This window comes from Streptomyces sp. NPDC042201 (genome assembly GCF_055582185.1).
Genome location: NZ_JBVJDS010000006.1, coordinates 401,287 through 426,651, shown reverse-complemented (window position 1 = coordinate 426,651; position 25,365 = coordinate 401,287). Strand labels below are relative to the sequence as shown.

At 72.1% G+C, this 25,365-nt stretch carries 26 protein-coding genes; 9 read left to right on the top strand and 17 right to left on the bottom strand.

The annotated features are described in order from the left end of the window. Positions 1–14: 14 nt before the first annotated feature. Positions 15–779, bottom strand: coding sequence for a hypothetical protein (locus ACZ6MZ_RS17815; protein ID WP_469352820.1), 765 nt, complete (start codon positions 777–779; stop codon positions 15–17). Next, positions 688–1,344 (bottom strand): HEAT repeat domain-containing protein, encoded by a 657-nt coding sequence (locus tag ACZ6MZ_RS17810; RefSeq protein ID WP_469352818.1) that lies wholly within the window; start codon positions 1,342–1,344, stop codon positions 688–690. The genes ACZ6MZ_RS17815 and ACZ6MZ_RS17810 overlap by 92 nt, the downstream gene beginning before the upstream one ends. A 223-nt stretch (positions 1,345–1,567) precedes the next feature. Between ACZ6MZ_RS17810 and ACZ6MZ_RS17805 the strand changes: the two genes are divergently transcribed. Beyond that, a complete protein-coding gene (locus ACZ6MZ_RS17805) occupies positions 1,568–2,176 on the top strand; it encodes a TIGR04222 domain-containing membrane protein (protein ID WP_469352817.1) in 609 nt (202 codons plus the stop codon). Here ACZ6MZ_RS17805 and ACZ6MZ_RS17800 read toward each other — a convergent pair. Genes ACZ6MZ_RS17800 through ACZ6MZ_RS17790 form a run of 3 tightly spaced genes read right to left on the bottom strand, consistent with a single transcriptional unit; the run spans position 2,105 to position 6,761 of the window. Then, positions 2,105–2,467: a hypothetical protein gene (locus tag ACZ6MZ_RS17800; protein ID WP_469352815.1), complete on the bottom strand. Its 363-nt coding sequence runs from the start codon at positions 2,465–2,467 to the stop codon at positions 2,105–2,107. The genes ACZ6MZ_RS17805 and ACZ6MZ_RS17800 overlap by 72 nt on opposite strands. A 17-nt stretch (positions 2,468–2,484) precedes the next feature. After that, positions 2,485–3,792 carry an SWF or SNF family helicase gene (locus tag ACZ6MZ_RS17795; RefSeq protein WP_469352813.1) on the bottom strand — a complete coding sequence of 436 codons (1,308 nt, stop codon included), beginning with the start codon at positions 3,790–3,792 and terminating at the stop codon, positions 2,485–2,487. Continuing rightward, on the bottom strand, positions 3,789–6,761 hold the full coding sequence (locus ACZ6MZ_RS17790) for a DEAD/DEAH box helicase (protein ID WP_469352811.1): 2,973 nt from the start codon (positions 6,759–6,761) through the stop codon (positions 3,789–3,791). The genes ACZ6MZ_RS17795 and ACZ6MZ_RS17790 overlap by 4 nt, the downstream gene beginning before the upstream one ends. Before the next feature lie 280 nt (positions 6,762–7,041). Between ACZ6MZ_RS17790 and ACZ6MZ_RS17785 the strand changes: the two genes are divergently transcribed. Both ACZ6MZ_RS17785 and ACZ6MZ_RS17780 read left to right on the top strand, forming a co-directional pair. Beyond that, complete coding sequence (locus ACZ6MZ_RS17785) at positions 7,042–8,121, top strand: fatty acid desaturase family protein (RefSeq protein ID WP_469352809.1); 1,080 nt, start codon at positions 7,042–7,044, stop codon at positions 8,119–8,121. 69 nt (positions 8,122–8,190) lie between these two features. Continuing rightward, on the top strand, positions 8,191–8,373 hold the full coding sequence (locus ACZ6MZ_RS17780) for a hypothetical protein (RefSeq protein WP_384181913.1): 183 nt from the start codon (positions 8,191–8,193) through the stop codon (positions 8,371–8,373). Between the two features lie 82 nt (positions 8,374–8,455). On the opposite strand, the gene ACZ6MZ_RS17775 is transcribed toward ACZ6MZ_RS17780, so the two are convergent. From ACZ6MZ_RS17775 to ACZ6MZ_RS17760, 4 genes are all read right to left on the bottom strand, one after another. Beyond that, positions 8,456–9,835, bottom strand: a complete 1,380-nt coding sequence (locus tag ACZ6MZ_RS17775; RefSeq protein ID WP_469352807.1) for a tannase/feruloyl esterase family alpha/beta hydrolase — start codon at positions 9,833–9,835, stop codon at positions 8,456–8,458. 166 nt (positions 9,836–10,001) lie between these two features. After that, positions 10,002–10,886, bottom strand: a complete 885-nt coding sequence (locus tag ACZ6MZ_RS17770; protein ID WP_469352805.1) for a hypothetical protein — start codon at positions 10,884–10,886, stop codon at positions 10,002–10,004. 106 nt (positions 10,887–10,992) lie between these two features. Beyond that, positions 10,993–11,283 carry a hypothetical protein gene (locus tag ACZ6MZ_RS17765; protein WP_469352804.1) on the bottom strand — a complete coding sequence of 97 codons (291 nt, stop codon included), beginning with the start codon at positions 11,281–11,283 and terminating at the stop codon, positions 10,993–10,995. Between the two features lie 182 nt (positions 11,284–11,465). Further along, positions 11,466–12,065 (bottom strand): class I SAM-dependent methyltransferase, encoded by a 600-nt coding sequence (locus ACZ6MZ_RS17760; RefSeq protein ID WP_469352802.1) that lies wholly within the window; start codon positions 12,063–12,065, stop codon positions 11,466–11,468. Positions 12,066–12,231: 166 nt separating this feature from the next. Between ACZ6MZ_RS17760 and ACZ6MZ_RS17755 the strand changes: the two genes are divergently transcribed. After that, positions 12,232–12,633, top strand: coding sequence for a YciI family protein (locus ACZ6MZ_RS17755; protein WP_384181899.1), 402 nt, complete (start codon positions 12,232–12,234; stop codon positions 12,631–12,633). A 42-nt stretch (positions 12,634–12,675) separates the two neighbouring features. Further along, positions 12,676–13,911 (top strand): RNA polymerase sigma factor, encoded by a 1,236-nt coding sequence (locus ACZ6MZ_RS17750; RefSeq protein WP_469352800.1) that lies wholly within the window; start codon positions 12,676–12,678, stop codon positions 13,909–13,911. 31 nt (positions 13,912–13,942) lie between these two features. On the opposite strand, the gene ACZ6MZ_RS17745 is transcribed toward ACZ6MZ_RS17750, so the two are convergent. Then, the gene (locus tag ACZ6MZ_RS17745) at positions 13,943–14,566 is read right to left on the bottom strand and encodes a CGNR zinc finger domain-containing protein (protein ID WP_469352799.1); all 624 of its coding nucleotides are present in this window, start codon (positions 14,564–14,566) and stop codon (positions 13,943–13,945) included. Positions 14,567–14,711: 145 nt separating this feature from the next. Here ACZ6MZ_RS17745 and ACZ6MZ_RS17740 point away from each other — a divergent pair, with 145 nt between their 5' ends. Further along, a complete protein-coding gene (locus tag ACZ6MZ_RS17740) occupies positions 14,712–15,413 on the top strand; it encodes an SDR family oxidoreductase (RefSeq protein WP_469352797.1) in 702 nt (233 codons plus the stop codon). A gap of 45 nt (positions 15,414–15,458) precedes the next feature. On the opposite strand, the gene ACZ6MZ_RS17735 is transcribed toward ACZ6MZ_RS17740, so the two are convergent. After that, positions 15,459–15,887, bottom strand: coding sequence for a PPOX class F420-dependent oxidoreductase (locus ACZ6MZ_RS17735; protein WP_384181888.1), 429 nt, complete (start codon positions 15,885–15,887; stop codon positions 15,459–15,461). A 140-nt stretch (positions 15,888–16,027) separates the two neighbouring features. On the opposite strand from ACZ6MZ_RS17735, the gene ACZ6MZ_RS17730 reads away from it, so the two are divergent. Both ACZ6MZ_RS17730 and ACZ6MZ_RS17725 read left to right on the top strand, forming a co-directional pair. Beyond that, complete coding sequence (locus tag ACZ6MZ_RS17730; protein WP_384181885.1) at positions 16,028–16,441, top strand: roadblock/LC7 domain-containing protein; 414 nt, start codon at positions 16,028–16,030, stop codon at positions 16,439–16,441. 121 nt (positions 16,442–16,562) lie between these two features. Further along, a complete protein-coding gene (locus ACZ6MZ_RS17725) occupies positions 16,563–17,534 on the top strand; it encodes a DUF6397 family protein (protein WP_469352794.1) in 972 nt (323 codons plus the stop codon). Between the two features lie 69 nt (positions 17,535–17,603). Here the strand turns inward: ACZ6MZ_RS17725 and ACZ6MZ_RS17720 are convergent, their stop codons facing one another. Together ACZ6MZ_RS17720 and ACZ6MZ_RS17715 are read right to left on the bottom strand one after the other, a co-directional pair. Continuing rightward, positions 17,604–18,575: an NADP-dependent oxidoreductase gene (locus ACZ6MZ_RS17720; protein ID WP_389786327.1), complete on the bottom strand. Its 972-nt coding sequence runs from the start codon at positions 18,573–18,575 to the stop codon at positions 17,604–17,606. Between the two features lie 199 nt (positions 18,576–18,774). Beyond that, on the bottom strand, positions 18,775–19,749 hold the full coding sequence (locus tag ACZ6MZ_RS17715) for a fibronectin type III domain-containing protein (protein WP_469352792.1): 975 nt from the start codon (positions 19,747–19,749) through the stop codon (positions 18,775–18,777). 216 nt (positions 19,750–19,965) lie between these two features. On the opposite strand from ACZ6MZ_RS17715, the gene ACZ6MZ_RS17710 reads away from it, so the two are divergent. Next, on the top strand, positions 19,966–20,760 hold the full coding sequence (locus ACZ6MZ_RS17710; RefSeq protein ID WP_469352791.1) for an SDR family NAD(P)-dependent oxidoreductase: 795 nt from the start codon (positions 19,966–19,968) through the stop codon (positions 20,758–20,760). A gap of 56 nt (positions 20,761–20,816) precedes the next feature. Here the strand turns inward: ACZ6MZ_RS17710 and ACZ6MZ_RS17705 are convergent, their stop codons facing one another. From ACZ6MZ_RS17705 to ACZ6MZ_RS17690, 4 genes are all read right to left on the bottom strand, one after another. Next, positions 20,817–21,560: a carbonic anhydrase gene (locus ACZ6MZ_RS17705; RefSeq protein ID WP_469352789.1), complete on the bottom strand. Its 744-nt coding sequence runs from the start codon at positions 21,558–21,560 to the stop codon at positions 20,817–20,819. 107 nt (positions 21,561–21,667) lie between these two features. Then, positions 21,668–22,702, bottom strand: a complete 1,035-nt coding sequence (locus tag ACZ6MZ_RS17700; RefSeq protein ID WP_469352787.1) for a phosphotransferase family protein — start codon at positions 22,700–22,702, stop codon at positions 21,668–21,670. Continuing rightward, entirely contained in the window at positions 22,699–23,754 is a 1,056-nt protein-coding gene (locus ACZ6MZ_RS17695; RefSeq protein WP_469352785.1) for a LacI family DNA-binding transcriptional regulator, read from the bottom strand. Before ACZ6MZ_RS17695 ends, ACZ6MZ_RS17700 begins: the two co-directional genes overlap by 4 nt. A gap of 105 nt (positions 23,755–23,859) precedes the next feature. After that, on the bottom strand, positions 23,860–25,362 hold the full coding sequence (locus ACZ6MZ_RS17690) for a rhamnulokinase (protein WP_469352783.1): 1,503 nt from the start codon (positions 25,360–25,362) through the stop codon (positions 23,860–23,862). Positions 25,363–25,365: the final 3 nt, after the last annotated feature.

Here is a 25,365-nt window from a genome sequence, read left to right as displayed (position 1 = left end):
GTCGGGTGAGCGGGTTAATGGCTCCGCGTGAGGTCAACGAGCTGGTGCATTAACGCTGGCGGCAGCGCCGGATTGGCCGCGGCGGCGAATGCGCTGTTGGGCAGGGTGAGCCGCCGCAGCAGCTCGGTGGCGGGGAGTCTGGGATCCCGTACCGCCCAGACGCCGATGTCCGGATCGTCGGCGAGCCGCAGCGGCAGCTCCGGGCCGGCTTCCGGGTCGTCCAACGCGGCGTGCCGCAGCCGGGGATTGGGGTCGTCCGTGAACCGGGCGAGACCGGGACGGGCGAAGTTCCGGTGGTGGCGCAGGGCCGACCAGTTCCGGTCCTGTGCCGTGGCGTACTCCTCTACGAGTAGCTCGTGCGGCGCGTCCTGGCACGCGCAGAGGTTACGCCGGACCCCCGGGTCCTCGTCCGCAGCCAACCGCGCCACCACGTCGGCCGGCAGATGCGGCTGCATGGCCAGTGCCCGCCGCAGCCCGGCGTGTGCCGACGCGGCGATCCGCTGTGCCGTCCCGGGATCCGCTGCCCGCTCCTGGATCCAGCTCGGCCGGGGACACCGGTCCGGCATCAGGTACGGGATCGAGGCGCGCTGCTCTTCGGACAGGTCCTCCCGCATCGACAGGGCGAGCCGGACCTCGTCCTCAGGGTCCTCGGCGAGGCGCAGCACCAGTGCGAGCGGGACCGCCGGATCACCGGCGGCGTCGCGCCGGACGTTCGCGTCTGCGTGCACCACCCGCGCCTCGGCCGTCAGTGCCTCCGGCTCCTCCTCCGTACGGAACAAGCTCGGCGATCTTCTCGCGCACCCGCGGGGAGGGATCGTCGAGCAGCCGCTCCCGTACTGGCTCCGGGAGCCGTTCCCACAGCTCCCGGGTCAGCACCCCGGCCCGAACATCAGGGTCCTCGTCCTCAACAAGCCGGTGCTGAACGGCGGCGGGTATTCCCGGAGCTCTGGTGATCATCCGCCGGACCTTCGGGTTCGTATCCCCGGCCAGTGCCATCAGCGCCTCCGGGGGGCTCGGTCGCCCGAACTCGGAGAGCAGGACCGCGTACACGAACCGGACCCGGGGCTCCACGTCGTACGCGAGCCGCGCCAGCACGTTGACATCCGCAGTCGGGTTTTCCGCGACGTCCAACCGGTGCTGAGTCCACGACGACGCCACCGCGATGGCAGTCGCCTCCTCATCGAGCTGGCGCCAGGTGAGCCACAGCCGGTGCGCCGGCAGCTCCTCGAACTGCAGCAGCCGCTCAAGCACCGTCCCGGGCAAGGCCGGATTGCACGTCAGCCCACGCAGCCACTCCCGCACCACGGTCTCATCCGCACCAGCCTGCTCAGGTGCCTCATTCACCCCACGCACCTGGCCATCCCCACCTGCCGGCGCTGCACCATGACCACTTGTATGCCGTGCGGTCTCAGCGTCACAGCGTAAGCGCCGTCCCTCCAGCTCGGGCCGGACCCTCAAATCCTGCTCTGAGAACGGCTCCGGCGGGGTTGGCCCGGGGCGGATCCGACGACACTGATGACAGGGGAAGCGGCAGGGCGGGGAAGACAGCAGGACGGGGGGATCACCGATGGGGACCATATTCCGGCGGCGGGCCACGGCGGCCATGCCGACACTGGACCGGTACGACATCGCCCATCTCGCGGGCGGTGCAAGGCGCGTGGCGGAGACGGCGCTCGTGGGACTGCGGGGGCGGGGCGTCATCACGGTCCTCGGCCCGCGGGTGCGTGCAGCGGAGAGCACGGACGGGCCGGCGGGGGAAGCGGCGGACCACCCCGTCGAACAGGCCCTCGTCGCGCTCTGCCCCTCGAGCAGGAGCGTGGCCTCGGTACTCACCGACGTGGCACGCTGCGCCGAGACGGCCGAGATCGAACGCCGGCTCGTCGCATACGGTCTGCGCACCCGCTACCGGCACCGCCTCACCCACGCGGGCCGGCAGAGCCTGGAGACCGCCACCCGGGAGGGAACCCTTCCCGCGTACGTCTTCGAGGGCCCCGCGGCCGTCCCGGACCGGCGGCTGAGCCGCGTGATCAGTGAAGCCGAACTTCTCTCCGGGCTGGGCAAGTCCCTGATCCGGCTGGGCAAGGCGCTCGACTCCGACCATGACTCAGGCCACGACGCCGACACGCACAGCGGCTCCGGCCACTCCTGCGGTGGTGGCGGTGGCGGCAGCGACTGAACCCCCGTACGGATCCCGCGGTACGGGACGGGTTCGTACGGGGAACCGGTCGTGCGGAAAAGTGTCTGCGAGGGGGACAGCGCGTCCCGGGCTCAGCAGCCCGCGCAGCCGGGAGAGTTCGGCGCGCAGCGTGACCGGCGTGACCGACCCGTCCTCGTACAGCTCCGCCAGCAGCTCGTCACCCACCACGCCCGCCGGGCGGTTCCCGAGCAGCGTCAGGATCTCGCTGTGCCGGCGACTGAGTCTGACCTTGGGCCGGGGCGTTCCGTCGGCCGTACGGTGGCGCGTCACCGTACGGCCCCGCTCCCTCACCCCTCGTCCAGCACATCCGCCAGGGCCGCCGCCGGATCGTGGTCGGCCGGGCCTGCCGGGGCCCAGCGGCCGCGCTCCTTGCGGTACGGCCACCAGCGGCCGTCGCGTCCGTACCGCAGCTGCGCCGGCGTGTCGGCCACGGTCCAGCGGCCGGCGCCGGCGGGCCGCAGTGGTGGCCGGTCCCCGGCCTGCCAGGCCGCGTCGAGAGCCGCCCTCGCCCGGACGAGGGCCTCGGGCTCCGGCGTCCACTCCTCTTCCAGTACGGCGAGGGCCGCGGGGCCTCCGTACCGCCAGGCGCGCACCGCGAGGTCCAGTTCGGCGGGCCGGCGTCCGGTGCCCGAGGCGAGCCGCGCCGTGAGCTGGCTGTCGGTGGTCGAGGCGGCGAGCCGTACGCCGTCCTGATGAGGCGTCAATTCCACCTCAGGCGGCTGCTGTTCATGACCCGGTGCCAGCGCTTCCGACAGCAGCCGCAGGGCCCGCGCCGCCGCGTCGGCGGCCAGCAGCTCCAGGGCGTCCGCGTCGACACCGGGGGGCGGCGCGGCCTCCGTGTCGAGGGCCGGAGGCTGTCCCGGCTCCGGCGGCGGTGACGCCGGAGCGGGCAGCGGCGGCAGGATGTCGCGCGCCGCGAACGCCTCGACGGCCGGCACGCCCGCCGCCGTCCCGCCGGTCCCGGCCTCCGCGCCCGGCGGCTCCTGACGCGTACGGGCGGCGCGGGCCACGCTGCGTACCTGCAACTCGCCGAGAAGCCGTCGCTCGCTCCTGCCGCGCATCAGCAGCAGGATGAACGGATCCTGGTCGAGCAGCCTGGCCACCTGGTAGCAGAGCGCCGCCGAATGCGGGCAGTGGTCCCAGGCCTCGCAGCCGCACTCCGGTTCCAGATCGCCGATGCCGGGGAGCAGTTCGACCCCGGCGCCCGCCGCGTCCTCCACCAGATGCGGCGGCATCTCCCGGTCGAGCAGCGCCGCGATATGACCCGCCCGGTCGACCGCCATGCCGAGGAAGCGGTCCCACTCCTCCTCGCTCAGCTGCTGGAGCAGGACATCGCTGCGGTGCGCGGTGCCGTCCCGGTCCTGTACGACCGCGGTGATCCGTCCCGGCCGTACGGACACGGCGCCGACGGCGCCCTCGCGGGCCTGCCTGCGTCCCCTCCTCAGCTGCTCGCCGTCGAGCGCGGTGTCCTCCAGCGCCTGCAGCCAGGCGCGGCCCCACCAGGTTCTGGCGAAACCCCGGCCCCCGGCGGGCGCCAGCGCGGCGAAGGTGCGTTCGGTGTCGTCCGTACCGCCGTTGGCATCCGTACCGCTCATCGCGCGCTCCCTCGCAGCTCCACCAGATCCGCCAGTTCGGCGTCGGTCAGTTCGGTCAGTCCCGCCTCGCCGGAGCCGAGCACCGCGTCGGCCAGCTCCTGTTTGCGGGCGAGCATGTCGGCGATCCGGTCCTCGATCGTGCCCTCGGTGATCATCCGGTGCACCTGCACGGGCCGGTTCTGTCCGATGCGGTACGCGCGGTCCGTCGCCTGCGCCTCGACGGCCGGGTTCCACCAGCGGTCGAAGTGCACGACGTGTTCGGCGCGGGTGAGGTTGAGCCCGGTGCCCGCCGCTTTCAACGACAGCAGGAAGACCGGGACTTCACCGTGCTGGAAGCGGTCCACCATGGACTCGCGCTCGGCGATCGGCGTGCCGCCGTGCAGGAACTGGGCCGGCACGCCACGCGCCGCCAGATGCTGTTCGAGCAGCCGCGCCATCTGTACGTACTGGGTGAAGACCAGCACACTCGCGCCCTCCGCCAGGATGGTGTCGAGCAACTCGTCCAGCAGCTCCAGCTTCCCGGACCGGTCCGCGATGCGCGGCCGCTCCTCCTTCAGATACTGCGCCGGGTGATTGCAGATCTGCTTGAGCCCGGTCAGCAGCTTGACGACCAGCCCCCGGCGCTCCATTCCGGCCGCCTCCGAGATCGCCGCGAGGGTCTCCCGTACCACCGCTTCGTACAGCCCGGCCTGTTCCCTGGTGAGGGAGACGGCCCGGTCGGTCTCGGTCTTGGGCGGCAGTTCGGGCGCGATCCCGGGGTCGGACTTGCGGCGGCGGAGCAGGAACGGGCGGACCAGCGCGGCGAGGCGCTCGGCCGCCGCCGGGTCGTCGCCGTTCTCGACGGACCGTGCGTAGTGGGTACGGAAGGCGCCGAGGCGGCCGAGCAGTCCGGGAGTTGTCCAGTCGAGGATCGCCCACAGCTCGGAGAGGTTGTTCTCCACGGGGGTGCCGGAGAGCGCGACCCTCGCCTTCGCGCCGATGGTGCGCAGCTGCTTGGCCGTGGTGGAGTACGGATTCTTGATGTGCTGCGCCTCGTCGGCGACGACCATGCCCCAGGACGTGCCGGCGAGCTTCGGCGCGTCCAGCCGCATGGTGCCGTAGGTGGTGAGGACGAACTCGCCTTCCCGCAGGTCCTCCAGGGCGCGCGAGGCGCCGTGGAAGCGGCGTACCAGCGTACCGGGCGCGAACCGCTCGATCTCGCGCTGCCAGTTGCCCATCAGGGAGGTCGGGCAGACGACCAGGGTCGGTCCCGCGGCCGACGCGTCGGTCTGCCGGTGCAGATGGAGCGCGATGAGGGTGATGGTCTTGCCGAGGCCCATGTCGTCGGCGAGACAGCCGCCGAGGCCGAGCGAGGTCATGCGGTGCAGCCAGTTGAGACCGCGGAGCTGGTAGTCGCGCAGCGTCGCGGTGAGCGCGGCTGGCTGCCCGATCTCCTGCTCCGCGGACCCGGTGCCCGCCGTGCCCTCGGGGTCGGCGAGGCGGTCGCGCAGCTGGGCGAGCCAGCCCGTCGCCCGCACCTCGACCCGGCGTCCCTCGATCTCCGTGGAGCCGGTCAGTACGGCTCCGAGCGCGTCGACCGGGGTCAGCTTGCGGTCCTGGCTCTCGCGGGCGCGCCGGGCCTCCGCCGGATCGATGAGTACCCACTGGTCGCGCAGCCGTACCACCGGGCGGCCGGCCTCGGCGAGCTGGTCCAGCTCGGCGCGGGTGAGCCGCTGATCGCCCAGCGCGAACCGCCAGTTGAAGGCGAGGAGCGCGTCGGCCGACAGGAAGGAGGGCAGATCCGTCGCCTTCCGGCGGGAGCTGTCGCCGCCCTCGCCGTCGCCCTCGTCACCGGGTTCTGACTCCGTGTCCGACTCCGTGTCCGAGGGTCCGATGACCGCGCGTGCCGTGAGCGTGCGCGCCAGTTCCTTGGGCCAGTGCACCCGCACGCCGGTCGCGGCGAGCGCGCCCGACGCCTCGCCCAGCAGCTCGGTGACGTCCTCGTCCGCGAGGTCGATGACATCCGGCACGGCGGCCGAGAGCAGCGGGGTGAGCGGCGGCCACGCCCGGGCGGCGCGGCGCAGGGCGAGCAGGGCGTCCATCCGGGCGCGCGGGCCGAACGGCGCTCCGGCGGACCGCGCGCCCGACCACACATCGGCGGCATCGGCGACGACCGTGGGATCGCTGACACTGTGCATCTGGAGTACGGCGCGGAAGACGGGTCCGGGCCCGGCCGTGCCGCCGCGACTGCCCTCACTGTCCGGCGGACCGGCGGCCGGCGGATCGCCGTCCGGGAGGCCGGGCAGCTCGATGCGCAAGGAGAGCCGTACGCCCGCGTCGTGCCCGGCGGCCACATCGGCGGCCCAGCCCCGCAGTTCGGGAAACCGCCCCGGTGACGCGGCGGCGAAGGCGGGACCGGCGGCGGCGATCGGCGCGGCGGGCGTACGCGGCAGCGCGTCGGCCACCGCGTCGAGGAAGTCCCGCAACAGCCGCTCGGGCTCGGGCAGGAGCAGCGCTCCCGGCCGCGCCGTGCGGAGCGGGACGGCGTGCGCGGTGGGCGGCATGGAGGCGGCGAGCGTACGGACCCGCTCCAGATCCTCGGCGGTCAGCGGTCCGGCCCGCCAGGCGTCGTGATCCGTACCGGTGAGACCCGGCAACAGCAGCCCCCGGGCGGCGAGTTGCAGAGCGAGCAGCGTGGCCGCGCCCCAGAAGGCGGCCGACGGTGAGGCGTCCGCCGAGGCACGTGCCCTGGTCAGGACCGCGAGCGCGTCCGGCACAGGCATCAACAGCGCCCTGACCGTGAGAGGGTGGGCCTCGGTGTCGACGACGGCCAGCTCCTCCACGGAGCCCGGAGCGGACGGTGGCTCCGCGCCATCGGGGTGCCAGTAGGCGATCCGGCCGGTGCGGGCCGGATCCGCGGGGAGAAAGACCGTGGAACAGCGGGCGAGTTCGGAGATCCGGGAGAGCGTTGCCGCGGGAAGCCTGTGCACAGCGAAGACGCATTCCTCAAGTTTGACTACTGCTGGGTCGGAGCCGCCGAGGGTACCCCACCGCGAAGCCACGCGGGCGCGGCGCCACCGTGATCTGGCTCATTCCGGGACGGCCGGGTGTAGCCAGCACCACCGTCGCCCCCCCGGGAAGCCCCCAGCGTTTCCGGGTGGTGGCCTCATGGTCGCCCGCGGTCACCTCCCCGTACGTTTCAACAGGTCAAGCGCGGTTCAGCGCGACCCTTCCCCAGCCAGCACCTCGGCCTACAGACCGGAGACCGACATGCCCCAGGCCGCCACCGCCCCCGTCGCGGAGCCCATACCCGACCCCGCTGCCTGCCGCGCCGCGGGCAGCGACTTCGCGCCTCTCCTGCGGACGGTCAGGGAACAGGGTCTCCTGGAGCGCCGGGTCGCCTGGTACGCCCGGGGCATCACCGTCAATCTGGTCTTCCTGGCCGCCATCGTCGCCGGGACGGTGCTTGTCGGACCCTCCTGGTGGGCGCTGCTCCTCGCGCCGCCGCTGGCCGTCGTGTCGGCGCGGATGGCGTTCGTCGCCCATGACGCGGGACATGCCCAGATCGCCGCCGACCGGGGCAGGGGCCGCCTGGTGCAGCTCCTCCACGCCAATCTGCTGCTCGGTATGAGCCAGGACTGGTGGAACGACAAGCACAACCGGCACCACGCCAATCCCAACCACATCGACAAGGACCCGGACGTCGCCGCAGACATCCTCGTCTTCACCCAGCACCAGACCGCGGGCCGCTCCGGACTGCGCCACTGGCTCACCTGCCACCAGGCCTGGATGTTCTTCCCGCTGACCACCCTGGAGGGCATCGCCCTCAAGGTGTACGGCTTCCGGGCCGTCTTCTCCCGGCAGGACAACCGGATGACCGTCCGCCGGCGCGTGCTGGAGGGCTCGCTGCTCGTGGCCCATGTGGGCGGCTATCTGACCCTGCTGCTGACCACCCTGACCCTGGGCCAGGCCGTCGTCTTCGCCCTGATCCACCAGATGCTCCTGGGTCTGCACCTGGGCATGGCCTTCGCGCCCAACCACAAGGGCATGGAGATGCCCGACCCGGAGAGCAGCGAGAACTGGGGCCATCTGCGCCGGCAGGTCCTCACCTCACGGAACATCCGCGGCGGAGCGCTCACGGACTGGTTCCTGGGCGGACTGAACTACCAGATCGAGCACCATCTCTTCCCCAGCATGCCGCGCCCCCACCTGCGGCTCGCCCAGCCGCTGGTGCGCGCGCACTGCCGCTCCCTGGGGGTTTCGTACACCGAGACCGGGCTGATCGACTCGTACCGGCAGGCCCTCAGTCATCTGCACCACGTCGGCGAACCGCTGCGCGCGAGCGCATAGTGGAACTGGCAGGCGTCCATGTGCGTTCACTCAGCAGGGAGCGGCCAGGGCCGCGGAGGAGGCGTCGAGATGTCGACAAGAGCAAAGATCGCCATCGGGGGAGTGGCCGTGGGCCTTCTTCTGATTCCGCTGATCGGATTCTGGTTCTCGCTGCTGCTGGTGCTCGGAGTGCCCGCGGTCGCGTATCTGATGCTGGACCCGTCGCAGCGGCGCAGGCTGCGCCGGATCAGCCGTAAGGAGATCGGTCGCTGATCCGGGGGCTCCGCTGATCTCCGCGGAGCCCGCCGGACCGAGGCAGGTCCCCCGCCCGCGTGGCCGGGGGACCGGAGCCGCCTCAGCTCAGCGCGCAGGAATTGACCACGTCACCGCCCGCGGGCCTGCGGATCGTACGGTCCGCGGGCGGGGCCGTGCCGTCCTCCACCCAGGCCGTGAGAGCCGTGAACGCCGAGCGGTAGCACGGCAGGATCGGACGCAGCCGGTCCGGATAGGTGTCGTAGAGGCCGTCGGTGTGGGTGCCGTTCTCGACCGTGTAGTAGCGGTGCAGCCGGCCGCGGCCCTGGCCGTCGATCATCCGCGCATACGCATCGGAGTCGGTGGCGATCGGCAGCAGTGAGTCCAGGTCACCGTGGAGCGTGATCATGGGTTTGCCGATCCGCCCGGTCAGCGCGACCTTCGCCACGGCGCGGTGGACGGACGCGGGGCGGGAGGCGTAGTCGTACGTGGCGTCGGAGGGGCAGGCCGCGAAGATCTCCTCGGTCGTCGAACCGGCCGACGCTCCAGGGCACTCGGGGTCGTACGACGGGTCGAACTCGGCACGGAACATCTTCTGGGTCAGTCCCCAGTAGGCCGCCTGGTGATAGGCCCAGAGAAACTGGGAGCCGTCCGCGAAACCGGCCGCGAGGAGATCCTCGTCGTCCGCCGTACCGAGGCTCCTGGCCACGGTGACCGGCAGACTCGTCAGCAGATTGGGCCCGCGGGTGGTCCACAGCGTGCCTTCCCAGTCCACGCCTCCGTCGTAGAGCTCCGGGCGGTTCTCCAGCTGCCAGCGGGTCAGATATCCGCCGTTGGAGATGCCGGTCATGTACGTATGGCGCGGCCCGTGCCCGTACCGCTGCTGTGCGGCCTTCTTCGCGGCGCGCGTCAGCTCGGTGACCCGGCTGTTCCATTCGGCGACGGCGTCACCCGGCCGTCTGCCGTCCGCGAAGAAGTCGGCGCCCGTGTTGCCCTTGTCCGTGCTGGCGTAGGCGTATCCCTGCGCCAGCACGGCGTCGGAGATCAGGACGTCCGTGGAGTACTGCTTACGGGTGCCCGGCGCACCCGTGACGACCAGACCGCCGTTCCACCGGTCGGGCAGCCTGATCACGAACTGGGCATCGTGCTGCCAGCCGTGCGTGGCGTTGGAGCGCGAGTCGTCGGGGAAATAGCCGTCGATCTGGATCCCGGGCACGCCGGAGGGCTTCTTCGTGCCCGCCGCGGACAGTCCGGCCTGGTCGGCGGAGTCGGTGTACGGCGTGCCGGCGAGCGCCGTCGTCGTGAGATCGCCCAGACAGGCGTTCTGCTGGTAGCCGGCTCCCGGCACATCCAGCCGGTGCTGCCGGGCGCAGTGCCCGTCCGCCCGGTCCGGTGGCGCCGCGCCCATGGCCCCGGCGGGGCCAATGGAGGACAGGCCCATCAGAAGGGCGGCAAGAATCGGGATGCCTCGGGACAGGCGCATATGGGCCTCCGGTGAGCGGCGATAAGGGGTGGGTGCGCCGCCATATCGTGCTGGGGCCGTTCCCGTACGGCCATGGGGTCGGCCCACACCTCGTAAGGCCCAGTCATGTGTGTCTCACCGGTCGGCCGTCGGGTCGGTCGGTTGCCCGGTCGGTCGGCTGCCGGGCTCAGGCGGGGCGTACGGCCATGGCGTCCAGCGCCTTGAGCAGTCCGGGCAGCTCATTGCCGCGACCGACGGGCAGTACCTCGCCCGGCTCGTCGTCCAGCAGGACGAACGCGAGGTCGTCGGTCCTGGCGACCACGGACCAGCCGGGGCCGTCGGCGCGCAGCATGCGCGCCCCGTCCTCGGCGAAGCTGGACCGGACCCGGCCGAGCGGCGGAGCCGTATCCACATAGGCGCGCAGTTCCTCCAGGACCCGCCGCACACCGGGGTGAGAGGGCGCCGGTGGTTCCGTAGCGTCGGAGGACTGCGCGCTCTCGCTGCTCGCGCTCTCCGCCGGTGCCGGTCCCGGCGGCTCCACGGTCACACCGCCGTCCAGCCGCTCCCGCCAGGCCGCCCACTGCTGGGCGATCCCGTCCGCGCCGAGACGGCGCTGGGCCGGACCCCACGTCTCGGTGTCGGGCGGTGCGAGCGGCGCCGGGCCGGCGTCCCCGGCCCCTTCCCCGGCCTCCTCCCCGGAGCCGGGCTCGGGCTCGGGGTCGTGCGGCGCGGGCAGGCCGGGTGCCGCGACCGCGAGAGCGAGGGGCCAGCCCGGCAGCGCGGAGACGATGGTGTGGTCCCCCGGGGACAGGTCGTACTCCATACCGCAGTCCCAGGACGCGATGGCGACCGCGACCAGTGACACGTCGTCCACGACCACCGTCCAGCGAGCACCGCCGCTGTCCTGGCCCATGACCAGGCCGTATCCCTCCGGGTGGGGCTCAAGGCCGAGCGCCGCGCACGCCTCCGGATAGTCGTCACCGAGCACGGCAGGGAACTGCGCCGGTGTCAGCAGCGCGGCGGTCAGTACGTAGAGCGCGTCCTCGTCCGCGGAGTCGTCCGTCCCGGCCACGGCACCTCCCCATCCGACTGGTTGTCGGCGCACCCTAACCAGTGGGTAACCCGGACGTCGAGAGTCCGGTACGGGCCGGTCTCCCGGGCGACGTGGCGTCCGGGCGTCAGGCAGTCGGCAGACCGAGCAGGCTGCGGGCCACGGTCTGTGGTGACTCGTCCCGTTCGCGGGCCAGCGCGATGACCGCCCGGCACGCGAGCTCGCTGACGCCGAAGGAGAGCGCCTCCGGCGAGACCCAGGCCGCCGCCTCGTCGCTCTGCTGCTCGTCGTCCTCCGCGCACGCCGACACATACGTGGCGGCGGCCTCGAAGATGTTGTGCTGCCTCGGCCGGGGCTGGTTCGCGGACGGCGTGGTGACACGCTCCGCCACAAGGATCCTGCGCAGTCTGCTGAACATCGGGTCCACCTTCCCCCTGCTGCCTTGCGTGGTGCGAACCGCGGGGTCGTCCGGGTCCGCTACTCCAACGTACGGTCGCCGGGCCGCAGGCAGAAGAGGCCCTGCCCCACGACCGGCCAGGGCCCGGGCACGACCGGCCCCGGCCCGGGCTGTCGCATGGGCGGCCGCCCTCCGGTTCCGGTTCAGTCCTGCCGGGTGGCCAGGGCCAGGAAGCGGCTGTCCTCGTCGGTGTACGACTCCAGCCGCCAGCCCGAACCGGCCAGCAGTGGACGGAGGTTGGGCTCCGCGCGCAGATCGTTGTCCGTGATCTGCCGGCCCTGCCGGGCGGCCAGCGCGGCCCGGCCGATGGGGTGGAACAGCGCCAGTTGGCCGCCGGGCCGTACGACCCTGGCCAACTCCCTCAGATTCTCCGCTGGTTGCGGCAGATGAGCGATCAGTCCCGCCGCGAACACCGCGTCCAGCGCCTGCGTGCGTACCGGAAGCCGGCTCACATCGGCGAGCAGCAGCCGGCCGCTGCGCTGACGGGCGGCCTGTACGGCGGCCACCAGCATCGCCGGGGTCAGATCCGCGCCCAGCACCGTGCCCCGCGCGCCCACGGCGTCCCGCAGGGGAGGCAGCGCGCGCCCCGTCCCGCACCCGGCGTCCAGCACCGCGTCACCGGGGCGCAGCCGGAGGTCGGCGACCGCGGCGGCATAGGCAGGGCCGTCGTCCGGGAAGCGCGCTTCCCAGTCCGCCGCCCTGGCGCCGAAGAATTCCCGCACCTGCCTGTGATCGTGGGCCATGGGGACATGATCCCGCAGCGCCGCTCGCGGGCCGCGGGGCTCCCCGGTATTTTTCGACCGGAGAACTTTTTCGGAGTATCTCCGCCGGGGATGTCGAAAACGCGTCGCGTGCTTCTACCTGTCCATGAGAGGCGCCACACGGGCGCGACAGCGTGAGGAGAACGTCATGAAGTACATGCTGCTGATGCAGTTCAGTGCGCAGAACGCCGGCTTTCCGCAGATCACGGAGTGGACTCCGGAGGAGATCGAGGCCCACATCGCCTTCATGCGCGACACGAACCAGAAGCTCTCCGAGGCGGGCGAGCTGGTAGCGGCGGAAGGGCTGGCGGGGCCGGACCAGGCCAGGATCGTCCGGGCCGGCCGCGATGGCGCCGCCCTTGTCACCGAGGGTCCTTACCCTGAGACCAAGGAGTTCCTCGCCGGATACTGGATCGTCGACTGTGACAGCGCCGAGCGGGCGGTCGAGTTGGCCGCGCACGTCTCGACGGCTCCCGGCCCCGGTGGTGCGCCGCTGAACATGGCGATCGAGGTGCGCCAGGTGATGGCGGCACCGACCGAGGAGATGTGAGCCCTGACTGATCCACGGACGCCCCCGGAGGTCTGTCCTGAGGTGACGGCCGAGGACCTGCTGCGCATGCTGGCGCCGCAGGTCGTCGGCGTGCTCACACGGCGGTTCGGGGACTTCGCCGCCGCGGAGGACGCCGTACAGGAAGCGCTGCTGGCCGCGGCGACACAGTGGCCCAACGAGGGCGTGCCCCGCAATCCGAGGGGCTGGCTGATCCAGGTCGCGAGCCGCCGGATGACCGAGCAGGTGCGCGGCGAGCAGGCACGCCGCCGCCGCGAGGACCTGGTGGCCGGGCTGGTGCCGGCGGACCGGCGGACGGCGCCGCCCGCGGACACCGACGACATGGCGGACCGGGACGACTCGCTGATCCTGCTTTTCCTCTGCTGCCATCCCGCACTGTCGCCCGCCGCGGCGGTCGCCTTGACCCTGCGCTGCGTCGGCGGCCTGACCACGGCTGAGATCGCGCGTGCCTTCATGGTGCCCGAGGCGACCATGGGGCAACGCGTCAGCCGGGCCAAGCAGCGCATCAAGACCTCCGGGACTCCGTTCCGGATGCCGGACGGCACGGACCGTGCCCGTCGGCTGGACGCGGTGCTGCGGGTCCTCTATCTGATCTTCAACGAGGGGTACACCACCAGCGAAGGGGCCGATCTGCAGCGGGTCGAGCTGTCCCGGGAAGCGATCCGGCTGACCCGGGCCGTTCACGGACTCCTCCCTGGTGACAGCGAGGTCACCGGGCTGCTGGCGCTGATGCTGCTCACCGACGCCAGGAGCGCGGCGCGCAGCGGTCCGGCCGGTGAGCTGATCCCGCTTGCGGAGCAGGACCGCGGCCGGTGGGACACCGACGCCATCGCCGAGGGCGTCGCGCTCATCACCGCCGCCCTGCCCACGGGGCCCGTCGGCCCGTACCAGGTCCAGGCGGCTGTCGCCGCGGTGCACGACGAGGCGGCGAGCGCCGAGGAGACCGACTGGCCGCAGATCCTGGCGCTGTACGGCGTGCTGGAGCGGCTGTCCCCCAACCCGGTCGTCTCGCTCAACCGGACCGTCGCTGTCGCCATGGTGCACGGTCCTGCCGCGGGGCTCGACATCCTCAAAGCCCTTGACGCCGACGGCGCTCTGGCGGGGCATCACCGGATGTATGTGGTACGGGCCCACCTCCTCGACATGGCAGGCGACCGGCAGGCCGCGATCGAGAACTACCGGGAGGCGGCCCGGCGTACGACCAGCATTCCGGAACGGCACTACCTCATGATCCGCGCCGCCCGGCTCGCCGGGTCCTGACCCGGACCACCGGGGCGCGTCGGGGCCGGGCTCAGAAGTCCTTCGGGGCCTCTTCCGCGGCCGCCCGCATCCGCTTGCGCAGGCGCGAGGCGCGGAGGTTGGCCGCGTTGCCGCAGATGCGTACGTCGTGCCAGACGGCGCTGTTGTTGCGCGAGGCGTCGTAAAAGGCCGACCGGCACTCGATGTTGCGGCACATCTTCAGCCGGGACCAGGTGCCGGCCCGCTGGGCGAGCAGCGTCTCGGACCACAGCGCCGACTCCAGCCAGGTGCGCCCCTTGCCGACCGGGACCATGCGGACCTGGCCGTGGTCGTCAGGGGCGAGCCGCACCATGACGTCACGACCCGAGGCGGGCGGGGCGGCCGGGGGAGGTGGCGTGTCACTCCCCGTGGCGGTCAGCATCTCCTCGAACGCCGCCCTGAGCTCGCGGAGCGCCCGCGGATCCGTCGCGGACAGCGAACAGCCGGGCGGGTCGAGGCCGTGGATACGGGCCCACTCGCCGGCGGCGCCGGTCAGCCATCGCTCGGCGGCTTCGCGGCCGGCCAGCAGATCGGGGGCGTACTCCTTGATCGCACGCGTGTTGATCAGCTCCTGCACCAGAGCGAGTCCGGCGGGAGCCTCACGTACGCCGTATCGCTCACTGGCCACCCAAGACATAACCGAATCGTACTTGACTGTGTCGCTTGACTCCGGCGCAGCGAGCCAGCACGCTGGAGACAGAGGCTATTTACCGACGCTTCTGTCAATCGGAACGTGGAACTGCCGTCACCCGGCGTGATAGCCGGTGCTTGAGGAGAGCGACATGACTACCGTCAACGGAGCAACCGTCCTGGTCACGGGCGGACAGCGCGGCCTGGGCCGGGCCTTCGTACAGGGCGCGCTGGAGGCCGGGGCCGCCAAGGTCTACGCCACGGCCCGCACGCCCGCCCCGGAGAGCGACCCCAGGATCGTTCCGCTGCCGCTGGAGGTGACCGACGCCAAGTCCGTCGCCGAGCTGGCCCGCCGCACCGGCGATGTCTCCATCGTCGTCAACAACGCGGGTATCGGCAGCGGCGCCCCGCTCGCCGAGGCCGACATGGACGAGGTCAGGGCCGTCTTCGACGCCAATGTGTTCGGTGCGCTGCGTGTGGCGCAGGCCTTCGCCCCGATTCTCGCGGCCAACGGCGGCGGCGCCCTGATCGACATTCACTCGGTGCTGTCCTGGGCGGCCGGCAGCGGCGCCTACGGCGCCACGAAGGCGGCGCTGTGGTCGCTCACGAACTCGCTCCGCCTGGAGCTGGCCCCGCAGGGCACGCAGGTGCTGGGCGTCCACCTCGGATACACCGACACCGACATGGTCCGCGGGCTCGACGTCCCGAAGAACGATCCGCGGGCGGTGGTCCGTGACGTTCTCGCGGCGCTGGAGAACGGCGAGACCGAGGTCCTCGCGGACGATGTCAGCCGTGCCTTCAAGGCAGCCCTCTCCGGACCCGTGGAAGGGCTGAGTGTGGCGTCCGCCGCATGAGGGGCATGGAGTGAGTCCTCGGTCCGGTCGTGGCGGAGCGAGGACTCAGGCCGACACGTCCGCCAGGGCCGAGACCTTGTCGATCCGTACCCGCACGACCAGTTCGCCCGGCACACCGTTGCGCTCGCCGAACTCCTTCGCCCGCTCCTCGCCCATGTACCGCGCGGCGACCCGGGTCGCCCAGACGCGCAACTGTTCCGGATCCTCGTCGATGTCCGCCCGCCCCTGGATCACCACGAAGGCGAACGGCGGCCGTTCGTCGTCCACGCACAGCGCGACCCGGCCGTCACGCAGCAGATTGCGTCCCTTGACGGTCTCCTTGCCGGTATTGAAGACAAGATCGTCACCGTCCAGAACGAACCAGATGGGCGCGATATGAGGGCTCCCGTCGGCTCGTACGGTGGACAGCTTGCCGGTGCGCGTGCCTTCGGAGACAAAGGCGTGCCACTCGTCCTTGCTCATGTTTTTCGCCATGCCCGCATTCTCCGTCGCCACGGCATCCGGCGCGCTTCGGCGGCCCCGGACTCCCGGGATCGCTTGCCCGCGAGCGGTCGGTGCGGAAGGCTACGGGCGTTGCGGGACCACGGGGAACATCTGAACGGGGAGGAACGGCAATGCCGCTGGAAAAGGGACTTGACTGGCTGCTGGACGACCTGACCGAGCGGGTCGAGCACATCAAGCACGCGCTGGTGCTGTCCAACGACGGCCTGGTGACAGGGGCCAGTACGGGGCTGGCGCGCGAGGACGCGGAGCACCTCGCGGCGGTCTCCTCGGGGCTGCACAGCCTCGCGCGGGGATCGGGGCGCCACTTCCGGGCGGGCAAGGCCCGGCAGACCATGGTCGAGTTCGACGAGGCGCTCCTGTTCGTCACCGCGGCGGGTGACGGCAGCTGCCTGTGTGTGCTGACCACGGCCGAGGCCGACGTCGGCCAGGTCGCCTACGAGATGACCCTGCTGGTCAACCGGGTCGGTGAGCACCTCGGTGTGGCGGCCAGGCAGCCGGGTCACACCAGTCTGAGCGGCCTCTGAGTGGTCTCTCAGCTGGATGTTCCGCTCGGCCCGATGAGTTATCCACAGGCCGGGCGAAGAGGCCCGCTGTCGCGCTACGGTCGTCACCGAGAGTAGTTACGCCTCACGGGGGAGGACCATCATGTCCGTCAGCGATGCCCGGATTCAGGACCGGGCACAAGCCGTCGGCGTCGTGCGGGCCGCACAGGAACTGCGGCTGAAGCGCGGCGAGTTCGAGCTCGCCGCGCAGCTGGGGCACATCCGCACCACGGCGGGGGCGGGCGCCGGCCGGCGTCAGGTCACCCGGCAGGAGATCGACCGCCTGCGAGCCGCGGAGGGATTCCCGGACGCGCTGCGCGAGCGGGTGCGGACCGTGGGCACGGCCGAGGGGGCGGAGCTGATGCCCGTCAGCCCCAGCCGGTTCACCCGGCTGGCCAGGGCGGGGTATCTCGCGCCGGTCACGTTCTATCTGAACCGCTATCGCGTGGTCGTGTGGCTGTATCTGGCGCAGGAGCTCAGGGCCTTCGCCGCCAGGGAACCGGCCCTGCTCACCGGCCGACTGCCGCACGCGCCGCGCGCCGGTCACGACGTGGGGGAGGACCTGCGTCCGCGCAACTGGCGGGGCCGGCGCATCGGCCATCTGCTGCACGGCTGTGAGGACCCTTGGGAACGGGCGGCCGTCGCCGGCTGCGTGCTCGACCAGGTCCACCTGGCCGAGCTGGTACCTGACCCGTACGAACGCGCCTATGTGAACCGGCTGCGGCCGCGGCTCGCCCATGGCCACCCGGCGTCGGAGGCCGCGCAGGAGACGGTGCGACGCCTGCTGGTGGCGGAGCATCCCGACGAGATCCGGTGGCACCGGGCCAGTCTGTGCGCACTGCTGGAAGAGGCGCGGCGCGCCCGGCCGGCCCCGCGCCCCGACGCGGTCGCCGAGTGCCGAGCGGCCCCCGCCATGGCTTCAGGCGGCTCCGACCCCCTTGCTGACGGGGCGGAGCCATCGCCGGAGGGGGCGCCCGGGCCGCCGGGCGGGGACGGCCGCAGAGGTCTGCTGACCCGGCTGCGGATCAGAAGGATCAGCAGGGACAGACGCGTGGGAATCGCGGTCCGGAGGTGAGGAGGGGTGCCGGCCGGGCGCGGTCCTGCCGTACCCCCGGCCGGAGGGCGACGGTGGCCCGGCCGGGCGTCAAGGGGCCACGTGCAGAACGAGCTTGCCGCGCGTCCGTCCCGCCGCGCCCCTGCGGTGGGCCTCGGCGGCCTGCTCGAGCGGCAGGACCTCCTCGACCTCGACCTTCAGGACGCCCTTGTCGATCAGTCCCGCGATCCGGGTCAGCGCGGCGCCGTCGGGCTCCACCAGGAAGGTGCTCGCCCGCAGTCCCTGGGCGCGGGCCGCGTCCAGCAGTTCGGGAGAGACGCCCGAGGGGACGGCGACGAGGACGCCGCCGGGCCGCAGCGTCCGCAGCGAACGGGTGCTCGTCGCGTCGTGTCCGTCCCCGACCAGGTCGATGACGACATCGACATCGCTGACCACGTCCTCGAACCGGACCGCGGTGTAGTCGATGAGTTCATCGGCGCCGAGCGAGCGCAGCCAGTCGTGCTTGGCGGCGCTGGCGGTGCCGATGACATACGCCCCGAGGTGCTTGGCGAACTGCACCGCCAGGTGCCCCACGCCACCGGCGGCGGCGTGGATGAGGACCCGCTGTCCCGCCTCCACCCGCGCGGCGTCGACCAGCGACTGCCACGCGGTGAGCCCGGCCAGCGGCATCGCGGCGGCCCGGTCGTGGTCGATCGTGGTCGGCTTGAGCGCGAACTGCCGGGAGGGCGCGGTCACATACTCGGCGTAGGCGCCGGCCGGCCGGGGGAACCACGGCATCCCGTACACCTCGTCGCCCACCTGGAGCGTGTGCACACCGAAGCCGGTCTCCGTCACGACGCCGGAGACATCCCAGCCCAGTACGAAGGGGGGATCGCCCAGCAGGCCCGCGATTCCGCCGCTCTCGCGGCTCTTCCAGTCGACGGGGTTCACACCCGCCGCGTGGACCCGGACCTGCACCTCGGTCGGCAGGGGCTCGGGGCGTGCCACTTCGGCGAGCTGGAGCACCTCGGGGCCGCCGAGGGTGTATTGAGTGATCGCGCGCATGGTCGTCTCGCTGCTCATCACGGTCTCCTGCTGGTGCGTGCCGGGGCACTTTCGCACCGACCGGCCGGGTGGTGGTCGACACCTGCACGCTATTCCCTGGGTACTGGTATCCCGCAAGGGTGATTGCTACCCATCGGAAAGCATGCAGCTCGGAACCAGTATGGAGGGTGTCATGAGCGCCACGCGTGGACGGCGGACCGACACGCCGTACCCGTCGTCAGGGCTTGCCGTCGCCGGTGACGACGGTGCGTTCCGCGGAGAACCGGCCCCAGTTGCCGTCGGGCAGCTTGGCGCGGATCTTCACCCGGTAGGTCTCGCCGGCCTTCTTGCTCACGTACACGCTGTACGTGGCCCGGCCCCGGGGCACGTCGCCGCCCCAGACCAGCGTCGTCGCGAACTTCCCGTCCAGATAGATCTGGTACGAGGGGACCTCGGTGCCGGTCTTCGGCGCCAGCCAGGACAGGTCGGCGTAGTACGCGCCGTCGGCGGTGTGCGTCGCGGCCCGGAAGTCGATCGGCGCGGTATCGGGATCGTCGCCGGGGCCGCGCGGGGTGGTGACCTCGATGGCGCGGCTGGCGGGCGAGGTGTTGTCCGCGGCGTCCCTGGCGGTGACGGTGAAGCTGTAGTGGGTGCCCGGCCGCAACCGGGTGATCCGCGCCGTCGTGGCGTCCGCGCCGACGCTGTGGATCTTGGAGCCGCCCTGGTAGATGTCGTACGAGGTGATGCCCTGGTTGCCGGCCGCCTGGTGCCAGCTGAGCCGCGCGGCCCGCGCTCCGTCGCTCCTGCCCGCCAACTCGGTGGGCGTGGCGGGCGCTTCCTTGTCCTCGGCGACCGCGGCCGGTGTGGTGACGGGCTTTTCGCCGCTGTGCGGCGAGAGCGTGCCCTCGGCGTCCCGGGCCCTGACGGTGAAGGTGTAGGCGGTCGACGGCTTCAGCCCGGTGATGTCGATCATGTTCTTCCCGGCCGGCACGTCCTTGACCTTCGTCTCGCCCCGGTACACCTCGTACCCGCTGATGCCGTCCTGACCGGTGGCCTGGTCCCACATGACATGGACGGAGGTCGCGCTGCCGGCCTGGACCGTGACCCCGGCCGGCGCCGAAGGCGCCTTCGCGCCCACGTCGTTCGAGCCGCACGCGGCCAGAGTGAGCACGGCGGCGGACGCGAGCGCGGCAAGGCTGGAGATCCTTCTCATGGCCGTGTCCTCCATCAGGGGGCAATGGTCTAGACATATATGACACAGGTGTCGGGTCCACATCAAGAGGGCGGCGCGCACGGGTGTGCCGCGACGAGTAGGAAAGTCTGTGGTCGAGGGGGGCGACACACCGGCGGGTTCCTCCGGCCGGGGCACGGAGAGGCCCTGGCGGACAATGACCATGGCTCAGCGAAGACGTGGGGAAGGACTGGAATCGTGCATATCGACCTGGCCGGAAAGACCGCTCTGGTGACGGGGTCCACCCAGGGAATCGGCGCGGCCATCGCGGCCGGTCTGGCCCGCTCCGGGGCCCGCGTCGCCGTCAATGGACGGAGCGCCGAATCCGTGGACAGCGCCCTCGACCGGCTGCGGGTGGAGGTGCCGGACGCCGAATTCCTGGCCGCGCCAGGCGATGTCGCCTCGGACGACGGCTCCCGGCAGGTGCTCGACGTGGTGCCTCAGGTGGACATCCTCGTCAACAACCTGGGCATCTTCGGTTCCCGGCCCGCGCTGGAGATCAGCGACGACGAGTGGCGGCGCTACTTCGAAGTGAATGTCCTCGCCGCGATCCGGCTCACCCGGGCCTGTCTGGGCGGGATGATGGAGCGGTCCTGGGGGCGCGTGCAGTACATCGCCAGCGACGCCGCGATCGTCATCCCCGCCGAAATGATCCACTACGGAATGACCAAGACCTCCCTGCTCGCGGTCTCCCGCGGCTTCGCCAAGGTGGCGGCCGGCAGCGGAGTCACCGTCAACTCCGTGCTCGCGGGCCCGACCCACACGGGCGGCGTCAAGGACTTCGTCTACGAGCTGGTGGATTCCCAACTGCCCTGGGACGAGGCGCAGCGCGTGTTCATGCGCGAACACCGCCCGCAGTCCCTGCTCCAGCGCCTCATTGAGCCCGAGGAGATCGCCAACATGGTGGTCTACCTCAGCTCGCCCCTCGCATCGGCCACCACCGGTGCGGCGATCCGCGTCGACGGTGGATACATCGACGCGATCGTTCCCTGACCGGGGCGCCGCCCACCCCGGCGGGGGCGGGCGGCGGCCGACGCGAGGAGGTGCGGTCAGATCCGGTGGACGAGCTGCGTGGTGAGCTCGTAACGGGCTCCGACGATGGCGAGCTTGCCCTCGGCGATCCTGGCCGCCAGGTCGGGCTCCGCGGCGAGGCGGCTGCGGACCATCGCGACGTTCGCGGTGACGGTGGAGTCGATACGCGCGTCACCCTGCTGGGAGTGATCGATCGCGGGCCGTATCTGGTCCGCCAAGTACTGTATGTGGGCCGGGAGTGCCTCGCCCGTCTCCTCCGCGTGGACAGCGGCGGCGACGGCGCCGCAGGACTGGTGCCCGAGGACCAGGACGAGCGGTATCTCCAGCTCCAGCACGCCGTAGCAGATGCTGCCGAGGACGGCCTCGTCCAGGACCTCGCCCGCTGACCGTACGGTCATCAGGTCGCCGAGCCCCTGGTCGAAGGCGAGCTCCGGAGGTACCCGGGAGTCGATGCACCCGAGGATGACGGCGAAGGGGTGCTGGCCCGACACGAGGGCCTGGCGCACGGTCTCCGTCTCGTGCGGGTGCTGCTCGCGGAAGGTCCGCCAGCGGCGGTTGCCTTCAGCGAGTTCTCTGAGCGCCTCGTCCGGGGTGGCCGGCCGGACGCGCGTCGACCGAGAGTGAGTGGCCGCACCGGCGGACGGTGCGGCGAGCGCCACTCCGGCGGTGGCGGCGGTCCCCGCGAGGGCTGCGCGAAGCAGCGTGCGGCGCGGTGCGCCGGTGGGAGCGGGGGACGTGTTCGTCTGTCTGTTCAATATCACGGCCGGAGACTATCCGTGACAGCCTTGGCCATTGGTTGTCGATGGCGGTTTGTTGACCCTTTCTTGAATCAACTGGCCCTGTACGGACGCGGCCCGTGCCTGATCCGCTACGGCCGGTGCGCTCCGGCCCCCGCGGGGGCCTCCAAGTGCCTCAGCGCCGCTTCGAGTTGCGGGGCCACATGGCGCCATGCCCACTCCCGCCGATCGTCCGGGTAGTCGCGGGGTACCACTTCCACCAACATGATCAGATAGAGATAGCAGCGGTAGAGAGCCAGCCGCAGCCGGGCCGGCGCGTCGAACTCCGCCCGGCCGCCCGCCGCCGCGTATCCGGCGAGGAAGTCCGTGTCCTCCTCGATGTCGCCGAGCAGCGCCAGGGAGACGAAATCCGCGAGCGGATCGCCCCAGAACATCCGCTCGCCGTCCACGATCCCGCTGACCGTACGGGCGCCGGCCCCGCCGTCGAGCAGCACATTGCCCTGCCACAGATCGAAGTGGACGGCGACGGGGACGGTGACCTCGTCGAGGACCCCCGACACCTCGGCCGTCAGAGCGCGGATCACGGCCGGGCTTCGCGGCAGCCGCGCCCCGTAGCGTTCCGCGTCGTCCAGAAGCCCCGCCATCATGGCCGTGAACGCCTCACGCCAGGTTCCGGCGAGCGGACCCAGCGGTAGCGCAGGGTAGCCGAATCCCGGCCCGGTCACCGTATGTGTCCGCGCGACCAGGCTGCCCAACTCCCGCCGCAGCCCGGCACGTTCCTCCGGGGCCAGTTCGCCGTCCCGCTCGTGCCACGGCGCACCCGGAAGCGCCGACATGATCAGGAACGCCCCGGTCGCGGCGGTCGGATCGCCTGCGTACCGCACGACCTCCGGCACCGGCACACCGTCGACCGTGCCCACCGCCGTGTAGAACGCCACCTCGCCACGGAGCAGATCGCGCTCATAACCGAGCCCGGGGCGCGACACCGGCGGCGGGACCTTGACCACCCACTCCCGGCCGTCACGCAGCGAGACCCGGAAGAGCGCGTTGTACGTACCCCCCGACAGCGGCTCGCACCGCGTCACCTCCCCGGCCGGCAGGCCGGCGGCTCCGACCGCCGCGTCGACCGCGGACCTGGCCGCCTCGCTCCGTTGACGGTCCGTCACAACCGCTCCCGCTCCACGACCGGCCCGGCGCCCGGTCCGAGTCGGCGCGTCGAGCTGCGTACCACCAGCTCGGGCTGGAGCACGACGGAGCGATGCGTGTGGCCGTCCGCGTCCGGTCCCGTCTCGTCCATCAGCATCTCCGCGGCCGTACGCCCCATCCGGGCCGCGGGCTGCCGTACGGACGTCAGCGGTACGACGGCCGCCGCGGCGAACTCGATGTCGTCGTAGCCGACGATCGACACATCGCCGGGGACGTCGACCCCGGCCCCGTACATGGCTTGCAGAACGCCCAGCGCGAGCAGGTCGTTGGCGCAGAACACGGCCGTGGGGCGCTCCGCGAGGCCCAGCAGCCGCGCCCCGGCGTCTATGCCCGACGCCACGTCCAGCCGCGCCGTCTCCACCTGGCGCAGGGCCTGTTCGGGCAGCCCGGCCTCGCGCAGGGCGGCCAGCGCTCCGGTGCGCCGGTCCCGGCACTGGGGGAGGGACATCGGGCCGCTGATATAGGTCACGGAACGGTGGCCTGCCGCCAGCAGATGCCGGACCGCGAGCGCGCCGCCCGCCACATCGTCCACCGAGACGGAACAGCCCTCGGCGGCCGGCACGGCGCGGTCGACATGCACGAACGGAATGCGCTGACGCGCGAACTCCCGCACATTGGCGCCGGTCGTGTCGGCCGGGGTGAGCAGCACCCCGCGCACCCGCTGCTCGGCGAAGAGCGACAGATACTCCGCCTCCTCGGCCGTGCTTCCCGCGCTGTTGCAGAGCATCACCCCGAGCCCGGCCTCGCGCGCCGCGCGTTCGGCGCCCTTGGCCACGGCGACGAAGAAGGGGTTCGCCATGTCGAGCACCAGGATGGCCAGGATGCGGCTGGTACCGACCCTGAGCTGCCGGGCCGTCTCGCTCCGTACGAAACCGAGCTGGTCGATCACCGCCCGTACCCGCACGCGGGTGTGCTCCGACACCTTCTCCGGCCGGTTGAGCACATTCGAGACGGTCCCGACCGAGACACCGGCCAGCCGGGCCACATCCTTTATGCCGACCGTCTGCACCACGCGTCCTGCCTGCCCTGTCACTACTCGTCGGAACCCCTGACCGGGTGGACCATCATATGCGCGGTACGCATCGCGAGGACGGTCGCCGTGGGCTCCGCGCATCCGTCACGGCCGTGGCTCCCCGGCGGCGATCAGCGCCGCCGCCCGGTCCCAGGCCCCCCGGTCACCGGCGGGTTCGTACCGGCGCGGGGCCAGCGTGGCGCGGAGCAGGGCACGCAGATCGGAGAGGTCCCCCCGGACCGTACCCGCCGCGCGTGCCTGGACGAGTACGTTGCCGAGGGCCGCGGCCTCCGCAGGGCCGGCCACGACGGGCAGCCCGCAGGCGTCGGCGGTGAGCCGGCACAGCAGGTCGTTGCGGGCCCCGCCGCCGACGATGTGCACGGTGTCCACGGCGCGGCCCGACAGGCGCTGGGCGTCCTCGACCGCGCGCCGGTGGGCGAGGGCCAGGGAATCGAGGACACAGCGGGTGACCCCGGCCGGGCCCTGCGGCGCCGGCCTGCCGGAACGGCGGCAGGCGTCCGCGATCCGCCGCGGCATGTCTCCCGGTGCGAGGAACGCCGGGTCGTCGGCGTCGACGAACGACCGCAGCCCCGGCACGTCGGCTGCCTCGCGCAGCAGCCGGTCCAGCCGCTGGGGTGCGCCGTCCGCCTCCCACGTACGCAGGCACTCCTGGAGCAGCCACAGCCCCATGATGTTGCGCAGATAGCGGACGGTGCCGTCGACGCCGAGTTCATTGGTGAAGTTGGCCCGCCGGCTCTCCTCGGTGAGCACGGGGGAGTCCAGCTCCAGTCCGGCGAGGGACCAGGTGCCGGTGGCGATGTACGCGAACCGGTCGCCGGACGCGGGGACCGCCGCGACGGCGGAGGCGGTGTCATGGGACCCGACGGCCGTCACCGGGACCGGGCCCGTCAGACCGGTCTCGGCCAGGACGTCGGGAAGTAGATGTCCCGCCGGGGCGCCCGGACCGCGCAGGGGTGCGAACAGCGTCAGGTCGATGCCGAGCGCGTCGGCGACGGGCCGGGACCAGTCGCGGGTGCGGGGGTCGATGAGCTGGGTGGTGGAGGCGTTGGTGAGTTCGGTCCCGGTCTCACCGGTCAGCCAGTACGCGATGAGATCGGGGATCAGCAGCAGCCGGTTCGCGGCGCCGAGCGCCGCACTGCCCTGAGCGGCGGTCAGTTGGTACAGGGTGTTGAAGGGCAGATACTGCAGGCCGGTGGCCGCGTACAGGGCGGCCGGCGCCAGCACCGCGGCCACCTTGGCTGCCTCGCCCTCCGTGCGGGTGTCCCGGTAGTGCACCGGATTGCCGAGCAGCGCGCCGGAGGCGTCGAGCAGGCCGTAGTCGACGGCCCAGGTGTCGATCCCGACGCTCGCCGGCGCCCGCCCGGCGCTCGCGCCGGCGGCCCGCAGGCCGTCCAGCACGCCCCCGTACAGGGACAGGATGTCCCACTGCAGCGTGCCGGCGGTCCGCACCGGACGGTTGGGGAACCGGTGGACCTCCTGGAGGCGCAGCGTGCCGGCGCCGTGGCCGGAGACATGGCCGAGCATGACGCGGCCGCTGGACGCGCCGAGGTCGACGGCGGCGAAGGGGACGGCTTCGGTGAGTGGCACGGC